Source organism: Pantoea sp. RIT-PI-b (assembly GCF_001187905.1).
GTDB classification, from domain to species: Bacteria; Pseudomonadota; Gammaproteobacteria; order Enterobacterales; family Enterobacteriaceae; genus Pantoea; species Pantoea nemavictus.
In genome coordinates, this window is record NZ_LGIS01000029.1 from 1 (window position 1) to 16,861 (window position 16,861).

15 protein-coding genes are annotated in these 16,861 nt (G+C 56.0%); 12 read left to right on the top strand and 3 right to left on the bottom strand.

Annotated features, from left to right (window positions below; translation table 11 throughout):
• Positions 1 to 161: 161 nt before the first annotated feature.
• Together AC790_RS19045 and AC790_RS19050 are read right to left on the bottom strand one after the other, a co-directional pair.
• Positions 162 to 791, bottom strand: a complete 630-nt coding sequence (locus AC790_RS19045) for a LysE family translocator (protein WP_049852814.1) — start codon at positions 789 to 791, stop codon at positions 162 to 164.
• A gap of 101 nt (positions 792 to 892) precedes the next feature.
• Positions 893 to 1,204 carry a PTS lactose/cellobiose transporter subunit IIA gene (locus AC790_RS19050; protein ID WP_049852815.1) on the bottom strand — a complete coding sequence of 104 codons (312 nt, stop codon included), beginning with the start codon at positions 1,202 to 1,204 and terminating at the stop codon, positions 893 to 895.
• A 168-nt stretch (positions 1,205 to 1,372) separates the two neighbouring features.
• On the opposite strand from AC790_RS19050, the gene AC790_RS19055 reads away from it, so the two are divergent.
• The 12 genes from AC790_RS19055 (at position 1,373) to AC790_RS19110 (ending at position 15,659) form a co-directional block, all read left to right on the top strand.
• Positions 1,373 to 2,707, top strand: coding sequence for a PTS sugar transporter subunit IIC (locus tag AC790_RS19055; protein WP_049852816.1), 1,335 nt, complete (start codon positions 1,373 to 1,375; stop codon positions 2,705 to 2,707).
• 9 nt (positions 2,708 to 2,716) lie between these two features.
• Complete coding sequence (locus tag AC790_RS19060; protein ID WP_049852817.1) at positions 2,717 to 4,144, top strand: glycoside hydrolase family 1 protein; 1,428 nt, start codon at positions 2,717 to 2,719, stop codon at positions 4,142 to 4,144.
• Between the two features lie 9 nt (positions 4,145 to 4,153).
• Positions 4,154 to 4,471: a PTS sugar transporter subunit IIB gene (locus tag AC790_RS19065; RefSeq protein WP_049852818.1), complete on the top strand. Its 318-nt coding sequence runs from the start codon at positions 4,154 to 4,156 to the stop codon at positions 4,469 to 4,471.
• A gap of 78 nt (positions 4,472 to 4,549) precedes the next feature.
• Positions 4,550 to 5,323 (top strand): FCD domain-containing protein, encoded by a 774-nt coding sequence (locus AC790_RS19070; protein ID WP_049852853.1) that lies wholly within the window; start codon positions 4,550 to 4,552, stop codon positions 5,321 to 5,323.
• A 503-nt stretch (positions 5,324 to 5,826) separates the two neighbouring features.
• Positions 5,827 to 6,459: an aldolase gene (locus AC790_RS19075; RefSeq protein WP_049852819.1), complete on the top strand. Its 633-nt coding sequence runs from the start codon at positions 5,827 to 5,829 to the stop codon at positions 6,457 to 6,459.
• A gap of 54 nt (positions 6,460 to 6,513) precedes the next feature.
• Entirely contained in the window at positions 6,514 to 7,854 is a 1,341-nt protein-coding gene (locus AC790_RS19080; RefSeq protein WP_049852820.1) for an MFS transporter, read from the top strand.
• A gap of 41 nt (positions 7,855 to 7,895) precedes the next feature.
• Complete coding sequence (locus AC790_RS19085; protein WP_049852854.1) at positions 7,896 to 9,983, top strand: hydantoinase/oxoprolinase family protein; 2,088 nt, start codon at positions 7,896 to 7,898, stop codon at positions 9,981 to 9,983.
• Positions 9,983 to 11,665: a hydantoinase B/oxoprolinase family protein gene (locus tag AC790_RS19090; protein WP_049852821.1), complete on the top strand. Its 1,683-nt coding sequence runs from the start codon at positions 9,983 to 9,985 to the stop codon at positions 11,663 to 11,665. The genes AC790_RS19085 and AC790_RS19090 overlap by 1 nt, the downstream gene beginning before the upstream one ends.
• A 3-nt stretch (positions 11,666 to 11,668) precedes the next feature.
• Positions 11,669 to 12,478 carry an SDR family oxidoreductase gene (locus AC790_RS19095; protein WP_049852822.1) on the top strand — a complete coding sequence of 270 codons (810 nt, stop codon included), beginning with the start codon at positions 11,669 to 11,671 and terminating at the stop codon, positions 12,476 to 12,478.
• Between the two features lie 8 nt (positions 12,479 to 12,486).
• A complete protein-coding gene (locus tag AC790_RS19100; RefSeq protein ID WP_049852823.1) occupies positions 12,487 to 13,638 on the top strand; it encodes a pyridoxal phosphate-dependent aminotransferase in 1,152 nt (383 codons plus the stop codon).
• 30 nt (positions 13,639 to 13,668) lie between these two features.
• Positions 13,669 to 14,289: a TetR/AcrR family transcriptional regulator gene (locus AC790_RS19105; RefSeq protein WP_082204297.1), complete on the top strand. Its 621-nt coding sequence runs from the start codon at positions 13,669 to 13,671 to the stop codon at positions 14,287 to 14,289.
• A gap of 98 nt (positions 14,290 to 14,387) precedes the next feature.
• A complete protein-coding gene (locus AC790_RS19110; protein WP_049852824.1) occupies positions 14,388 to 15,659 on the top strand; it encodes a Glu/Leu/Phe/Val dehydrogenase in 1,272 nt (423 codons plus the stop codon).
• 131 nt (positions 15,660 to 15,790) lie between these two features.
• On the opposite strand, the gene AC790_RS19115 is transcribed toward AC790_RS19110, so the two are convergent.
• On the bottom strand, positions 15,791 to 16,744 hold the full coding sequence (locus tag AC790_RS19115; protein WP_049852825.1) for an aliphatic sulfonate ABC transporter substrate-binding protein: 954 nt from the start codon (positions 16,742 to 16,744) through the stop codon (positions 15,791 to 15,793).
• Between the last annotated feature and the right edge of the window lie 117 nt (positions 16,745 to 16,861).

Here is a 16,861-nt window from a genome sequence, read left to right on the forward strand (position 1 = left end):
GGATGGGCTGGCGCAGGGCCCGGGAGTGCAGAGGGCGCGGCCAGGCGTCCTCTGCTCGGTCGCCGCACGGCATAGCTGAAACTGCCTCAGCCGATGGCGAACGAAAGTCGCTCAGCGCTTAACTGATTGGGATTACGCCATTAATGGCGACCGTATCGACCTCAGCTGCGACTGAACACCAACTTCAAACCCGCAACGGTAAAGCAACAGGCCAGTAACGCATCTAATCCACGGCGGATGCGGCGATAGAAGGCCGCCATCACTGCGGTGGAAAACAGCAGCGCATAGCCCCCAAACACCAGCACGCAAATTGCCGCACAGCCAGCGATAATCATCGGTAAGGTTGACGCAGCGGCACCCGGTTTAAGCGCTACCGACATGATGGCTACCCAGGTCAGGATCGCCTTGGGATTGCCGACGTGCATTAAAATCCCCTGACGGAACATTGTGCCAAAACGCGCTTTTTCGTTGCCCGGCGCTAATTCCCCGACATTCGACTTACGCAGTGCCGATTTTCCAGCCTTATAGGCCAGCCACAGCAGATATAAACCACCGCCAATCTTCAGCACAATCAGCAGTTGCGCGAAGGTAGCCAACACGGTGAGTACGCCGCAGGCCGCCAACAGCGCCCACATCATCGAACCGCCAATCACGCCACTGGCTAAGGCTAACGCCGCGCCGCGTCCCTGTTTCATGGCCGTGCCCATAATCGCCATGTTGCTGGGACCCGGACTGGCGGTGGCGACGAAATAAGTGGTGTAGATCAAAATCAATTCATGTGAAAGCGCCATAGGTTCCTCTGCGATGGCTGATGGGAATTAACGTTATATCGCCGAAAAATGCAATCTGCCAGAGTGCTATAGGTGTTTAGATATCTATCGTTGCTGCGGCATCACTGACTGTGCAACTCCTTACGCAACAGCACTAACTCGCCCGCCAGGTCGCGGCAGAGCATCGCCGTCATTAGATGATCCTGTGCATGCACCATAATCAGCGTGACCGGCACTTTGCCGCTGCCTTCATCGGCGCCAATTAACGCAGTCTGGATCTTATGCGCCGCCTTTGCTGCCTCGTCCGACGCCGCTAACGCGTCATCCGCCCCTTGCCAGTCGCCTTTGCGGGCTTGCTGAATCGCCATCATGGCTTGCGATCTCGCCTCACCGGCATTAATCAGCAACTCCATCATCGTTTGTTCAAAATCCATAGCCGCCTCACTTATTGGTATGCCAAATTAACGTTGACGATGCTACCGGAATACCAAAAAGAGGTTCCGCGAGCAGGATCACAGAAATTAATCACGATAATCGCCATTTTGGTATGCCACGAACCATCAAGCTCACGCATAACACTTAAAACCGCTGAGGGTTGACCAATGTCTCTACAGGAACGTCTTATCGATTCACTGGGTAGCTTTGCCACGCGATTCAACAGCTACCGCTACATCATGGCGATCAAAGCCTCGTTTATTACCTTGATGCCGGTGATTATTGTCGGTGCTTTTTCGGTGCTGATTTCTAACATGGTGCTCGACCCGAAAAATGGCCTCGCCAGTTTCGCGTCACTGTCGTTTCTCGCCGATTTAAAACCGATCACCAGCAGTATTAATTACGCGACGCTGAGCTTTCTGAATATTGGTGCAGTGTTCCTGATTGGTATTGAACTCGGCCGCATCAACGGCATTAAAACGCTGTTTCCGGGCTTATTGGCGATCATCTGTTTTATCTCCGTCACGCCCACCACGCTGCAAATGCTGGTGGACGGGCAGATGCATGTGGTCACCGATGTGTTGGCGAAACAGTTCTCCGATACCAAAAGTCTGTTCCTCGGCATGTTTATTGCCATTCTCTCGGTGGAGATTTATTGCCGGCTGGAGCAGGTTGAGCGGCTGAAAATCAAGATGCCGGATACCGTGCCGCCGAACGTGGCCGCGTCATTTTCCGCGCTGATTCCGTCGATCATCACCGTCACGCTGGTGGCTACCTTTGGCTTTATCTTCCATCAGATCACCGGCATGTACCTGTATGACGCCGTATATAAAGTGGTGCAGCAGCCGCTGGAGTCAGTGGTGCAGAGCCTGTGGGGCATTCTGCTGTTGATGTTTGTTGCCCAGCTGTTTTGGGTGATTGGTATTCACGGCAACCAAATGGTGAAACCGATTCGCGAGCCGCTGCTGCTGGGGGCAATTCTGGTCAACATGAACGCCTTCGAGCAGGGTAAGGAAGCGCCAAACATCATCACCATGCCGTTCTGGGATGTGTATATGAGCATTGGCGGTTCAGGCCTGACGATTGGTTTGTTAACCGCGGTGATGATTGCCACCAAACGTAAAGAGATGCGTGAAATCGCCAAACTGTCGTTTGGACCGGGCCTGTTTAATATTAATGAGCCGGTGATTTTTGGTATGCCGATCATGCTCAATCCCATTCTTGCCATTCCCTTCATCATTACGCCGCTGGTTACCGGTTCGATTGGCTATTTCGCCACGGTGATGGGTTTCGCCGGTAAAGCGGTGGTGATGGTTCCCTGGACCACGCCGCCGATCATCAACGCGTGGCTCTCTACCGCCGGTTCGATGGGTGCGGTGGTGACACAAATTATCTGCATCGTGGTTTCGGTATTGATTTATCTGCCCTTTGTCAAAGTGGCTGCGCGTCGAGCTGAAGCGGCGGAAGCGAAAAATTTGCAGGCAGAGCTGGCACAAAATTAAGGAGAACCTATGAGTAAGCACACCATTAGGCTGCCGCAAGGCTTTATTCTCGGCGCGGCGGCGTCGGCCTGGCAAACCGAAGGCTGGAGTGGCAAAAAAGCGGGGCAGGACTCTTACCTCGATGCCTGGTATCAGCTGGATCGTCATGTCTGGCATAACGGTTACGGGCCGGCAGTGGCGACGGATTTTATCAACCGGTTTCGCGAAGATGTGGCGTTAATGAAAGCGGCAGGGCTGACGCACTATCGCACCTCCATCAACTGGTCACGTTTTCTCACCGATTATGAGAACGCGATTGTTGATGAAGAGTACGCGGCCTATTACGACCAGTTGATTGATGAGATGCAGCGCCAGGGCATTGAACTGATGTTATGCCTCGAACATTACGAACTGCCGCTGCAATTGCTGGAGGCGTATGGCGGCTGGCAGTCAAAGCATGTGGTCGAGCTATTTACGCGCTATGTCGAAAAGGTGTTTGCCCGCTACGCCGGAAAAGTGACGCGCTGGTTTGTTTTTAATGAGCCGATTGTGGTGCAGACCCGCGTCTATCTTGATGCGATACGCTGGCCCTATGAGCAGAACACGCATAAATGGATGCAGTGGAATCACCATAAAAATCTTGCCACGGCGAAGGTGGTGAAACTGTTCCGCCAGCAGGGATACGCCGGCACGATTGGCACCATTCTTAATCCTGAGGTGACTTATCCGCGATCGTCTGCCGCGCACGATGTTCAAGCCGCGCAACGTTACGATCTGTTTTATAACCGGGTATTTCTCGACCCGGCGATCAAAGGTACCTATCCCGCTGAACTGCTTCAGCTGCTGGCTAAACATGACGTGCAGTGGGACGCGACGGAGGAGGAGCTGGCGATCATCGCCGCCAATACCGTCGATGAAGTGGGGCTCAATCTTTACTATCCGCATCGCGTGAAAGCGCCTTCCCGTGCCTGGCATCCGGAGACGCCGTTTCACCCCGCTTTTTATTACGAGCATTTTGAGTTACCGGGCCGCCGCATGAACAGTTCGCGCGGTTGGGAAATTCAGCCGCGCATCGTTTTCGACATGGCGCAGCGTATGAAAGAGGAGTACGGCAATCTGCCGTGGTTTGTGGCGGAGAGCGGCATGGGCATCGAAAACGAAGCGCAATTTAAGAATGCGCAGGGGGAAATTCAGGACGACTACCGCATTAACTTTATTGCTGAACATCTTTACCAGGCGGTGCGCGCGCGTGAAGCGGGCAGCAACTGTCTGGGCTATATGCTGTGGGCGTTCACCGACAATGTTTCACCGATGAATGCGTTCAAAAACCGCTACGGACTGATCGAGATTGATCTCGACAATCAACGCCAGCGGCGGATGAAGAAATCGGCGCACTGGTTCCGTCAGTTGCGTGACTCGCAGCAATTGACCCTCAATATTGACGATGAAGCCAAATAAGGACGACCTATGAAACGTATTATTCTTGCCTGCGCGGCCGGCATGTCGACTTCGCTGCTGGTCACCCGCATTGAAAAAGAGGCGGTAGCACGTGGCCTTGCGTATCAAATTTATGCCATCCCCGAGCAAAACCTGCGTGAAGAGTTACAAAATTACGGCCAGGAGGTGGTCGTGGTGCTGCTGGGGCCGCAGGTACGCTTTAAGCTGGAGGAGAATAAAAAGTTGACCGACAGCTATCAGCTGCCGATTGCGGTGATTGATAGCGTGGCGTACGGCACGTTGAATGGTGCAAAGGTACTCGATCAGGCGCTGGCTTTGGTACACTAGTGCCCAGATAGCAGTAGGGTTCCGGCTCGCAGAGGATGCGACCGGACCTGGTGCACCATGATGGAAAAGGGTGAGAGCGTGGAAAAAGCCGAAGCGCCACAAGAGAAAAAGCAGTATCAGGAAATTGGTCAACATCTGCGTCAGCAAATCCTTGATGGCCATTATCCCGTTGGCTCACGACTGCCGCCTGAGCGCCAGTTAGCTGAAACCTGGGGCGTGAGCCGCACCATTGTGCGTGAAGCGTTGCTGATGCTGGAGCTGGAAGGCACCGTAGATATTCGCCAGAGCTCCGGCGTATACGTGATGCGCATTCCTTCCGCCAGTGAAGATGCGGAAGAGGCCTTTTTCCGCAGCGATGTTGGCCCGTTCGAGATGTTGCAGGCGCGTCAGCTGCTGGAGAGCAACATTGCGGCCTTCGCCGCCAAAATGGCCACCAAAGCCGATATCGAAAACCTGCGTCGTACGCTTGAGCAGGAGCAGCGCGCCATCGCACTCAATGACAGCAGCCAGGATAACGATAAGTTATTTCATTTGCTGTTAGCGGGCGCAACGCAAAATCAGATGCTGCTCGACACGGTCACCAGCGTCTGGCGTCATCACGAAGCCAGCCCGCTTTGGCAGCAGTTGCGACCGCAGTATGAAACCCGCGCCTATCGCCTGAAGTGGTTGGGCGATCATCAAACGATTCTGGCGGCGCTGCGACGTCGTGATGTGATGGGATCCAGGCAGGCGATGTGGCAGCACCTGGAAAACGTCAAGAACACGCTGCTGGAGTTGTCCGATGCGGATGCACCAGACTTCGACGGTTATCTGTTCGAATCGGTGCCAATTTTCCAGGGAAAATTGATGTGATGATAATGAGTTAATGCAGGAAAACCGGCATAGCCGTTCGTAGGGTCGCCATTTATGGCGACCACTCATCCCTCTACGCACCGCAACGGTGCAATTTAACCCTACCCGCAAATATTTAACCGCTGAAAACTGCAGGCATTATTTATTTGCTTATGACGATTTATTAACTCCTGCACTAATTTGTGACGCTCATCCCTCAATTTAATAAATAATGCACCGAATTTGTGCTGCTAATCATGAAATCGACATAAGAAAACAATATATCTGCGTACAATCCGCTTTATTTCGATTTATGCCAGCTGCAGGTAATAAATAACTTGCTAAAATTATTGTTATCTATCATATGTTTATTTGTGATTCTTCCGTGTGAGTTTCCCATCTCGTGGTTAATTTAAAACCTCGCACCTGTCATATTCATGTAAAAAAACCGTTGCATACCCATTTTTTAAAATGATAAAAGTTTCTCACTTGCTAATTATTTCTCATTTTAAAGGTGACCAACAATGGCTCTTGAAACGGCTGAAGTGCGTATTTCTACCTCATGGCAGCGCCCAGAGAATAAATGGCTGGCGGCATTTGCTGAATTTCCGGTTGCCAATATTGGTGATGCGATGGAAAGACTGAATATGTGCGATGGTGGCATTGTTCCGGTCTCCTCAAAAACGGCATTTGTCGGTTTTGCCTTTCCGGTGCAGGTCACGGCAGGCGATAACGCTGCGGTGATTCGCGCACTGGATTACATCCAGCCGGGCGACGTGATGATGATCAATGGCCAGGGACACATCGATCGGGCGCTGGTGGGCGAGCAATTGACGCAGCGTTTTCAGCATGCCGGTGCGGTGGCGCAGGTTATCGACGGCGCGGTTCGCGATCGCAGCGTGATTGAGTCCACCGGCTTACCCACATTCTGTCGCGGCACCACGCCGGCAGGTCCGTTCAAAAACGGTCCTGGCGTCATCGGTGAGCCGGTCGCGATTGGCGGCGTGGTGTGCTGCGCCGGCGATATTGTGGTTGGCGACGATGATGGCGTCATCATCATTCCGTTCTGGCGTGCAGAGGCGGTATTAGCGGCGGTGCAGGAAGTCGCACGCCGTGAAGCAGAGATGACGGCAGAAGTGACGCGTCAATATAAGTAAGCCTTTGGCTTCACGAATTCCGGGGATGTATCAACACACTTTCAGGGCAAACCAATGACGAAATCACATGCGGTAACAATGGATTACGCTTTGCCGAAGGACGGAACAACCAAAAATAACGTCGTACGTCGCGCCTCTCTGGCGGGCGGTGTCGGCTCGTTTGTTGAATGGTATGACTACGGTATTTACGGCTTATTAGTTAGCTCGCTGGTGCTGGTGTTTTCCGCCAGTGACATGAGTAGCAGCGACTCAGGCCTGATGCTGACTTACCTCGGCTTCACCGTGAGTTTTTTTGTTCGCCCCTTTGGCGGCGTGATCTGTGGTTATCTCGGCGACAGAATGGGGCGTCAGAAGCTGCTGGCGATTTTACTGCTGATGATTTCACTGGCGACAGCGGCAATTGGCCTGTTGCCCAGCTACGCCAGCATCGGCTGGGCGGCACCGGCGCTGCTGATTTTGCTGCGCATTGTGCAGGGCTTTTCTGCCGGTGGTGAAGTCTCCGGTGCGGGTTCGTTCGTCGCGGAGTATGCCGAAGATCACCGCCGCGCGATGGTGATGTCACCGCTGGTAATGGGATCGTTTATCGCTCTGCTGTTCGGCAGCTTGCTGATCAGTGGATTGATCAACGTGTTCGGCAGCGAGGCGATGACCGCCTGGGTGTGGCGCGTGCCGTTTTTGCTGGCTATTCCAATGGCGTTGATTGGCGTCTACATCCGCACGCGCATTGAAGATACGCCTCACTTTCAGATGGTAAAAGCCAACAAGCGCGTGGTGCGCAATCCGCTGCGTGAAGTGCTTTCCTCAAAGCGTCATCTGAAAGCGATTGGACTGGCGATCACCTTGCCGGCGGTCAACGGACCTGGCTATTACATCCTGTTTGTCTACATGCCGACTTACCTGAACAAAGTAATGCACTTCCAGCAGATTCAAAGCCTGATGGTCACCGCCTGCGGGTTGATCACCATTATTGGCGCGATTCCGATGATGGCCTGGCTGTCGGATCGTCTGGGGCGTAAGCCGCTGCTGGTGGCCTCCGCTATCGCCATGGCGGTACTGGCCTGGCCCTGTTTCTGGCTGTTGACGCTCGGCATGTTCCCGCTGGCGTGTATGGCGGCGATTCTGCTGGCCTTTGCCTTCGCCGGACATGCTGGCGTGATTCAAGCCACGCTGGCCGAAATGTTTCCTACCAACGTGCGTTACAGCGCCTACAGCATCGGTTTCAACCTTTCCACGGTGATCTTTGGCGGCTCCGCGCCATTGCTAATGACCTGGCTAATCGGTCTGACCGGCATCGCCAGTATTCCCAGCTATATGGTGATTTTCACCGCCGCGCTGACGCTCATCAGCACGCTGTATCTGAAAGAAACCGCCGGTAAGCCACTCGCTGCCGAGTGAATGCCGTGGCAATCAGCTCACATCTGGATTTCGAGGTCACTATGAAAAACGCGTCACCCTGGCGGATAGGGTTTGATATTGGCGGCACCTTTACCGATCTGGTGCTGTTGAATGATATCTCTGGCGAAGCGCTGAGGCATAAAACCCTCACCACGCCGGAGGACCCTTCGGAAGGTGCCTACACCGGCTTAACTCAGCTGGTGGAAATGGCCGGGCTTAAAGCCAGCGACATCCATACCATCACCCATGGCACCACGCTGGCTATCAATGCGCTGCTGGAACGACGGGGCGCGAAGACCGCCTTGGTGGTCACGCGCGGTTTCCGAGACGTGCTGGTGCTGGGGCGTGAGTATCGTTATGACATCTACGACCTGAACGGTGCACCGGCACAGCCGTTACTGCCGCGTTCGCAGTCATATGAAATTAGCGAACGCGTGACGGCGCGCGGCGCGGTAATTACGCCGCTCGACGAAGCCGAAGTAGTGCAGCTGGCTGCAGAGCTGCGCGACAAAGGCTATGAAGCGGTTGCCGTGCTGTGTATGCATGCCTATGCCTGGCCGGATCATGAGAATCAAATCGAGGCTATTTTCAGCCGCGAACTGCCCGGTGTGTCGATCTCGGTTTCGCACAAAGTGTCGCGTGAAATCCGCGAATACGACCGCGGCGTATTAACCGCCATGAATGCGTTTGTTCAGCCCAAAGCGCGACGCTACATGGCGCGTCTGGAGAACAAACTGCGTGAGGGCGGCTTCGTCTGCGACTGGCTGGTGATGGGATCGAACGGGGGGTTAATGGCACCGCAGGTTGCCGCTGATTATCCCACGCGCATCATCGAATCCGGCCCGGCGGGCGGTATTGTCGCCACTGCCGCCTTTGCCCGGAAAAACGCCCAGCCGCAGGTGCTGGCGTTTGATATGGGCGGCACCACGGCCAAAGCCTGTGTGGTGCGCGATGGCCAACCCTCCATCACCATTGATTATGAAGTCGGGCGTGCGGATCGCTTGCTGAAAGGCAGCGGGTTGCCGGTCAAGCTGCCGGTGGTGGACATGATTGAGATTGGTGCCGGCGGCGGCAGTATCGCCCGCGTCGATTCACTCGGGTTGCTGGAAATCGGTCCGGAAAGTGCCAGCGCCTGGCCGGGGCCGGCGTGCTACGCGCGCGGCGGCGAACGGCCAACCGTCACCGACGCCAACCTGGTGCTGGGCTTGCTCGATCCCGATGCGTTCCTCGGCGGACGCATGCCGCTGGATGTTGCGGCGGCGCGTCAGGCAATACGCCGCGTGGCCGAGCCGCTCGGATTGAGCATTGAAGATGCCGCCTGGGGCATTCACGAAGTCGCCAATAGCAAAATGTCCGAGGCACTGCGCACCCATTGCGTTGAGAAAAACGTGAGTCCAGCACAGATGACCATGCTGGCGTTCGGCGGCGCAGGCCCGAGCCACGCCTGGTCGCTGGCAAAACAGCTGAGCGTCAAGCGCGTCTATTTCCCCAATGGTGCGGGCGTTTACTCCGCCTTCGGTTTACTAACCGCACCGCCAAGCGCCGACTTCGTACGCAGCGATCGCTGCCGCCTGCAGCCGGGCATTGATGTCAAACGCATCGCGGCGTTGTTTGCCGAAGGTTTTGACGAAGCGATCACTACGCTGGCGGCGGCTAACGCCGATCCCAACAGCGCGCTTCAGCAGAAACTCGCGGGCGTGCGCTATGTTGGTCAAGGCTCGGAACTGACCGTGACGCTGCCGGAAACCTTCCTCACCCAAGGCGATGTAACCGCCTTAATCGATACCTTTGAAGCGGCGCACCTGGCGCGCTTTGGTCGCACCTTGCCGGGACAAGGGGTGGAAGTGGTGAACTGGCGTGGCCGCGTGCAGACCACGCCGCCGACGCTGAATACCAGCGATCGATTGCGCCACGCTGAACCCGAAGCGCGTGAGAAAAGCTTGCAGGTGTATCTGGGGCGCGAGCAGGGCTTTAGCGCCTGCCGCGTGATCCCGCGCAGCTTGCTGGTAACCGGTGAAGCGATTCACGGCCCGGCGCTGCTGCAGGAAAAAGAGTGCGCGATTTATGTCGGTCCTGGCGCGTCAGCGCAGCTGGACCCACAAGGCAATATTTTGATGGAGCTGAACTGATGAGTGCGACAACCCCCGATCATCTGCGTTTTCTCGACGATCCCATTAGTCTGCGCATTACATGGGATCGGCTGGTCAGTATCTCGGAAGAAGCGGCGGCCACGCTGGTCAATATGGCGTTTTCCAGCATTATCCGCGAAGTTGGCGATTACTCCTGCCTGCTGATGGACGCCAGCGGCAGTTCGCTGGCCCAACCGAAAACCAGCGTCCCGGTGTTTATTGGCACGCTACCCGCCACGGTGCGCCATCTGTTGGCAAAATTCCCGGCGGAGACGCTAAAACCCGGTGATGCGCTGATCACCAACGATCCGTGGCTCGGCACCGGCCATCTCAATGACGTGACGGTGGTCACGCCGGTGTTCCGCGCGGGCAAGCTGGTGGCGTTTACCGGCGCGGCGGCGCACATGTCGGACATTGGCGGCTCGCTGAATATGGGATCGTCGCGCGACATGTTCGAAGAGGGCTTCCTCATCCCGCCAAGCAAATTGATGATTGCGGGTGAGGTGAATCAGCAACTGCTGGATCTGTTCCTTGCCAACGTGCGCTCGCCGGATCAGGTTGAGGGCGATCTGCACGCCATGCTGGCGGCTAATCAGATAGGTGCCAACGGTCTGCTGGGTTTGATGGATGACCTGCAGCTGGAATCCGTTACACCGCTGGCGGAAAAAATTCACTCGCTGACTGAAATCGCCATGCGCAAAGCGATTGAGGCTGTGCCGGATGGGCGCTATGAAGCGGCGGTCGATATTGGTGACTATGAAGGGGATATCCATCTCAACGTGGCGGTAATTGTTGAGGGGAGCAACATCACTATCGACTACGCCGGCTCCTCCGCGGAATCGCTGTTTGGCAGCAACTGTCCGATGTCGTTCACCTATGCCTACAGCGTTTATCCGCTGAAGTGCCTGCTGGAGCCGCATCTGCCGAATAACGAAGGCTGCTTCAAATCCATCACCGTCACCGCGCCGGAAGGCTCGATTGCCAATGCGCGTCCACCTTGTGCGGTCGAGATGCGCAACCGTGTTGGGCATATGGCGCACGCGGCGATTTTTACTGCGTTAGCGGAGATCATGCCGGATCGCGTGATGGGCCACTCCGGCAGTGCGCCGGTGACTTGCGATGTGTTCGCCGGGCAGTTTGATGACGGGCGGCGGTTTGTTGAAAGCCTGTGCGTGAACGGCGGTACCGGCGCACGCCCTGCCGCAGACGGCATTGTCACCGGCTTTCCCGGCAACATGTCCTCCACGCCGGTGGAACTGATTGAATCTGCCACACCGCTGCTGTTCCTGCAGAAATCCATCGTTCCCGATTCCGGCGGTGCCGGTCGCTATCGTGGCGGCGTGGCGCAACGCATGGTGATTCGTAATACCAGCAAATATCCGCTTTCGCACAGCATGTTCTATTCGCGACAAAAACACGCGGCAGAAGGTGTTTTGGGCGCGGCGGCGGGTGCGCCTAACTTTGTGGCAATTAACGGCGAATCGCTGGCGAAACCCGTCGGCCGCCATGATGTGTTACCTGGCGATGAAGTCACCATTCAAATGCCAGGTGGCGGCGGCAAGATGCCGGTGGCCGAACGCGATCTTAAGGCCATTTTGTGGGACGTACAGGAAGGTTACATCACTGAAGCAGGCGCGTTGCGTGATTATGGCGTGAACCTGAATGAAGCTAAAAGGAGCTAAAGCATGGATTCGTTAACGGGAAAAGTAGTGCTGATTACCGGTGCTGGCAGCGGCATTGGCAAAGCAGCCGCGGCGGGATTTGCCGCACGTGGCGCCCAGGTGGTGTTAGTGGGGCGTCGCCAGTCGGTGCTGGACGAGGTCGCAGCAAGCTTGCAGGCGCAGGGCGGCAAGGTATGCGCTTATGCCGCAGACATCGCGCAAAAAACCGAGGTTGAAGCGCTGGTGGCGTGGGCGATTGCCGAATTGGGACGCGTCGATATTCTGGTCAACAATGCCGGTAGCGCCAGCAAAACCCTGAACGCGCGCTGGATTGCCGAAGAGGAGTGGGATCAGGTACAGGACGTCAATATGAAAGCGGTGTTCCTGCTGACGCAGGCGCTGCTGCCGGAGATGTTAGCGCGCAAGGACGGCACCATCATCACCGTCTCCTCGCTCGCTGCGCTGCGGCCTAATCTGCTGGGCGGCGCGGCATACGGCGCGGCGAAGGCGGCGGTGCGTAACTTCATGACCTATCTGCACAACACCTTTCGCAATGACGGCATTCGCTCAACCTGCATTCTGCCGGGAGAGGTGAACACGCCGATTATGGATAACCGCGCCAATCCACCGGATCAGGCAATTCGCGATGGCATGGTGCAGCCGGAAGATGTGGCTGAAGCCATTCTGCTGTGTGCCAGTTTGCCGGCACGTACGGTGGTGGAAGAGTTGATTGTCGCGCCGACTTTCCTGCGCGATCTCTCCGGCGATCTCGAGATCAGCCGCTGGAAAAATGCCCCGGCAACGTGCCAGGCCGAACGTGAAAAACCTGAATAGGACACCTTATGTCGAGCCAAATGTTTAAAGCCGCCGAGGCGGTGTTACGCGTAGAGCGCACTTCGCTGCGGGTGCAGCAACCCGCGTCCAGCGGCGATATGGTTTCACTGGCGATGGGCGAACCGGATTTCGACACGCCGCCGCGGATTGTGCAGGCGGCGGTGGAAGCACTGCAGGCGGGATATACCCATTACGCGCCGTTGCTCGGTGACAAAGCACTGTGTAGCGCGCTGGCGGATGAGGTGTCAGCACAGAGCGGCAAAGCGGTGAAAGCCGGTGAGATCCTTGTCACCCACGGCGGCACCGCCGGTCTGGCGGCGGCGATTCTCTCCATCGTCAATCCTGGCGACCGCGTGGTGATCCCCGATCCCACCTATTCGCTGTACGCGGATTTAGTAAATATGGCCGGCGGCATCTGCGTGCCAATGCCGTGCCGGGCTGATTTGCACTGGGATTTGGATCGGTTGGATCACGCGCTCGACGGCGCGAAACTGTTCGTGTTCTGCAATCCCGGCAATCCCACCGGCATTGTGCACAGCCGCGCGGAAATTGACGCGCTCGGCCAACTGGTGAATAAGCACGATACGCTGGTAATTGCCGATGAAGCCTATAGCGATCTGGTGTTTACCGATCGTCCGTTTACTTCGGTGCTGCATATTGCCGCTTTTGCCGGACGCACGCTGTTCTGTCAGACTTTCTCCAAAAGCTTCGCGATGACTGGCTGGCGCGTGGGGTATCTGGCGGGGCCAGCGGAGATGATCGCCGCTGCGGCGCGCGTGCACAATACGGTGAACGGATCGGTGAACAGCGCGGTGCAGCGTGCGGCGCTGGTGGCGCTGACGCAGTGTAAAGATGACGTAAAACGTATGTATGATGTCTACCGCCAGCGTCGCGTGCTGATGATGGAAGGATTATCGGCCATTCCAGAGCTAAAACTGAATGAACCAGAAGGCGCGTTTTACTGCTTCCCGGCTTATTCGTTGGCGATTCCGGCGATTGATATGGTATCGCTGCTGCGCGAACAAGGCATCGCGGTGCGGCCTGGCAGTGAGTTTGGCGCGGCGGGCGAAGGGCATTTACGCCTCTCTTACGCTGCCAGCAGTGAAGCCATCATTGAAGGTGTGCGCCGTTTGAAGCGCGGCCTGGCCAGTTTCAAGTAACATCAGCAAGTTTGAGGAAGCACACCCACCATGACGGGAAAACCGATGCGCAGTGATACCGAAAGAAACCGCAAGAACCTGATTCAGGCAGCTGCCCGCTTGTTCGAGCGCTCCGAAACCCCGATAAGCATGACGGAAATCGCCTCAGAAGCTGGCGTCTCCGTGGCCACCGCCTATCGTCAGTTTACGTCGGTAGAAGAGGTGCTGAATGCTTATCGTCAGGACGTGGGACAACTGCTGTTGGATTACAGTCTGGAACAATCCTGCAGCGGTTTACTGAAGCTGGAAAAAGTCAGCCGTTACTGGATCAAGCTGGTACGTGAGCGCGGTGCGGCGATGGTGCCGATGCGTAATCGGCGCGGCTATCTGGAACGCTTATGGGAAGGCGCGGAATACCTGCTAGTACAGGCTGACGCGCTGCGACCCGCGCTACGCGAAGCGATGGAAGAGATGGAACTGCCAGATATCGGCGATAAGGCGGTGTTCCTGTGGAATATCCTTTTCGATCCACGTGAAATTTTTGATTTGCTGGACACGGTGGGACTCACGGAAAAACAGGTGGGAACCCAGCTGATGTCGGTTCTGGTTGGCGGTTTACGCGGCTTCGCTACCGCGAATGAATTTACCGTCGAAGCCAGCCGCAGCAAATAATCCAGGCCGCCTCGCGCGGCCATTTCTCAGCAACATCTAACTATCACATCGCCCTGTGAGGCCATCGTGCGCCCTGCATCCGGCAATAAGGTGAAATGATGAGTGTACTTTCGTATGTTTCAGCAGATAACAATTCCGCGTGGGCGACCTACCTGGCGCAGGTTGAGCGCGTGCTGCCACATCTTGGAGAGCTGGCGCGCTGGGCCGACACGCTGCGTCACCCGAAGCGGGCATTAATCGTTGATATTCCATTAGAAATGGATGATGGCAGCGTGCGTCATTTCGAAGGTTATCGGGTACAACACAATCTCTCACGCGGCCCCGGCAAAGGCGGCGTGCGCTATCATCCAGATGTCACGCTGGAAGAGGTGATGGCGCTGTCAGCATGGATGACGGTGAAGTGCGCCGCACTCAATCTACCGTTTGGCGGCGCAAAAGGCGGCATTCGTGTCGACCCGCGCGAGCTGTCACATAAAGAACTGGAAAGGCTGACGCGCCGCTATACCAGTGAAATCGGCACTATTATTGGACCGCAGCAGGATATTCCGGCGCCAGACGTCGGTACCAATCCGCAAGTAATGGCGTGGATGATGGATACCTGGTCGATGAATGTCGGCACCACCTGCACCGGCGTGGTCACCGGCAAACCAATCCATCTCGGCGGTTCACTGGGGCGTGTGAAAGCGACCGGGCGCGGCGTATTTATCACCGGCAGAGCCATGGCGCAACGCATCGGGCTGTCACTGGAAAACTGCCGCGTGGCGGTGCAAGGATTGGGGAACGTCGGCAGCGTCGCCGCAGAGTTGTTCAGTGAGGCCGGAGCGAAAGTGGTCAGCGTGCAGGATCACAGCGCCACGCTCTACAACGCGAATGGTATCAATATTTCTGCGCTGGTCGCCTGGCAACAGCAGAAGGGCTGCATTGCCGGTTTTAGCGGCGCCACCGCCATCAGCCACGAAGCCTTCTGGGAGCAAGGCTATGACATTCTGATCCCGGCGGCGCTAGAAGGACAAATTACCGCCGATCGTGCCAGAAAGCTGGTCTGCCGCCTGGTCCTTGAAGGAGCAAATGGTCCAACCTTACCCACCGCGGATGACATTTTGCGCGAGCGAAACATCATCGTGGTTCCCGATGTGATTTGTAACGCCGGTGGCGTAACCGTGAGTTATTTCGAATGGGTACAGGACTTCTCCAGCTTTTTCTGGAGCGAGGATGAGATCAACGCCCGGCTGGACCGCATCATGGAACAAGCGCTGCTGGCGGTGTGGCAAAAATCACAGGAAATTGGCGCAACCTTAAGAACGGCTGCCTATGCGGTGGCGTGTGAACGGATTCTGACAGCACGCAAAGAGCGTGGGTTGTATCCCTAAGAATGTGAAGGGGTATCAGTTTGATGCCCCTTCAATGCGTTTTGCGCATTACACAATTAAATCGACGTGTTCGCCGCCTGACATTTTGACTCCCAGCGTCAGATCGCCGCTACAGAGCCAGCAATATCTAATTAATGTGCTGACGGCTGCCAGGTGCCAACCGCCTGGGCATTGATCGGTTTCGGCAGCAGCTTGGCGTTATAAAAGGCATCAGCAATTTTCTGTTGTTCGGCGAGATCGGTTTTTTGTACCGGTTCGATATCGTAGCTGCGCTGCTGGTTGGCTTGCTCGATGGTGGCCAACGGCAAATTCCCCCACAGCGGTGACAGAATTTTCGCCGCGTCGGTGGGATGGGCTTTCAACCAAGCTGATTCCTGCTCCAGCGCGTGATAGACAATGTTCAGCACCTCGTTATGTTTCTGCGCATACGGCGTCGAAACCAGGTAGTAACGCTGATAGCTGGCCAAACCGTTACCGCTAACTAACACGCGTGAATGCTGTTCGACTTTTGAGCTGGTGACAAAGGGTTCCCATGTTACCCACGCATCCACGCTGCCATGTTCGAGTGCCGCGCGGCCGTCGGCCGGCGTGAGCCAGGCCGGCGTAATATCGCTGAACTTCAATCCCGCCTTTTGCAGCGCGGCAATCAGTAAATAATGGCTACCGGCCGCTTTGGTGACGGCAATTTTCTTACCCTTTAAATCCTGCAGCGTTTTGATGCTCGAATTAGCCGGCACCAGAATCGCTTGCGCAGCAGGCGATGGCGTTTCACGTGCGTAATAGGTCAAATCGGCACCGGCGGCCTGCGCAAATACCGGGACGGTATCCGCCACATCCGCAGACAAATCCACATTGTTTAAATTCAGCGCCTCCAGCAGCGGCAGGCCGCTGGTAAATTCGTGCCAGCTCACTTTAATGCCGCGAGCGGCCAGCGACTTATCCAGTTCACCGCGCTGCTTGATGAGCGTTAATAAGGTGGAGGATTTTTGGTAACCGATACGCAGAGTCTCTTCTGCATGAACCGAGAAAGAGAGTGCAGCAGCAAGAGTGAGTGACGCGATCATTCGCGAGGTCAGGGCGCGCATGGAAAAATCCTTGAAAGTTTATGATTTCAAAATCATAAAGCGCGGCTCTGGCTAAACCAAAACGCATGTTTGCATAAGCTATGCGCAATTGCGCATTACAACTTTGCATCGACGCTC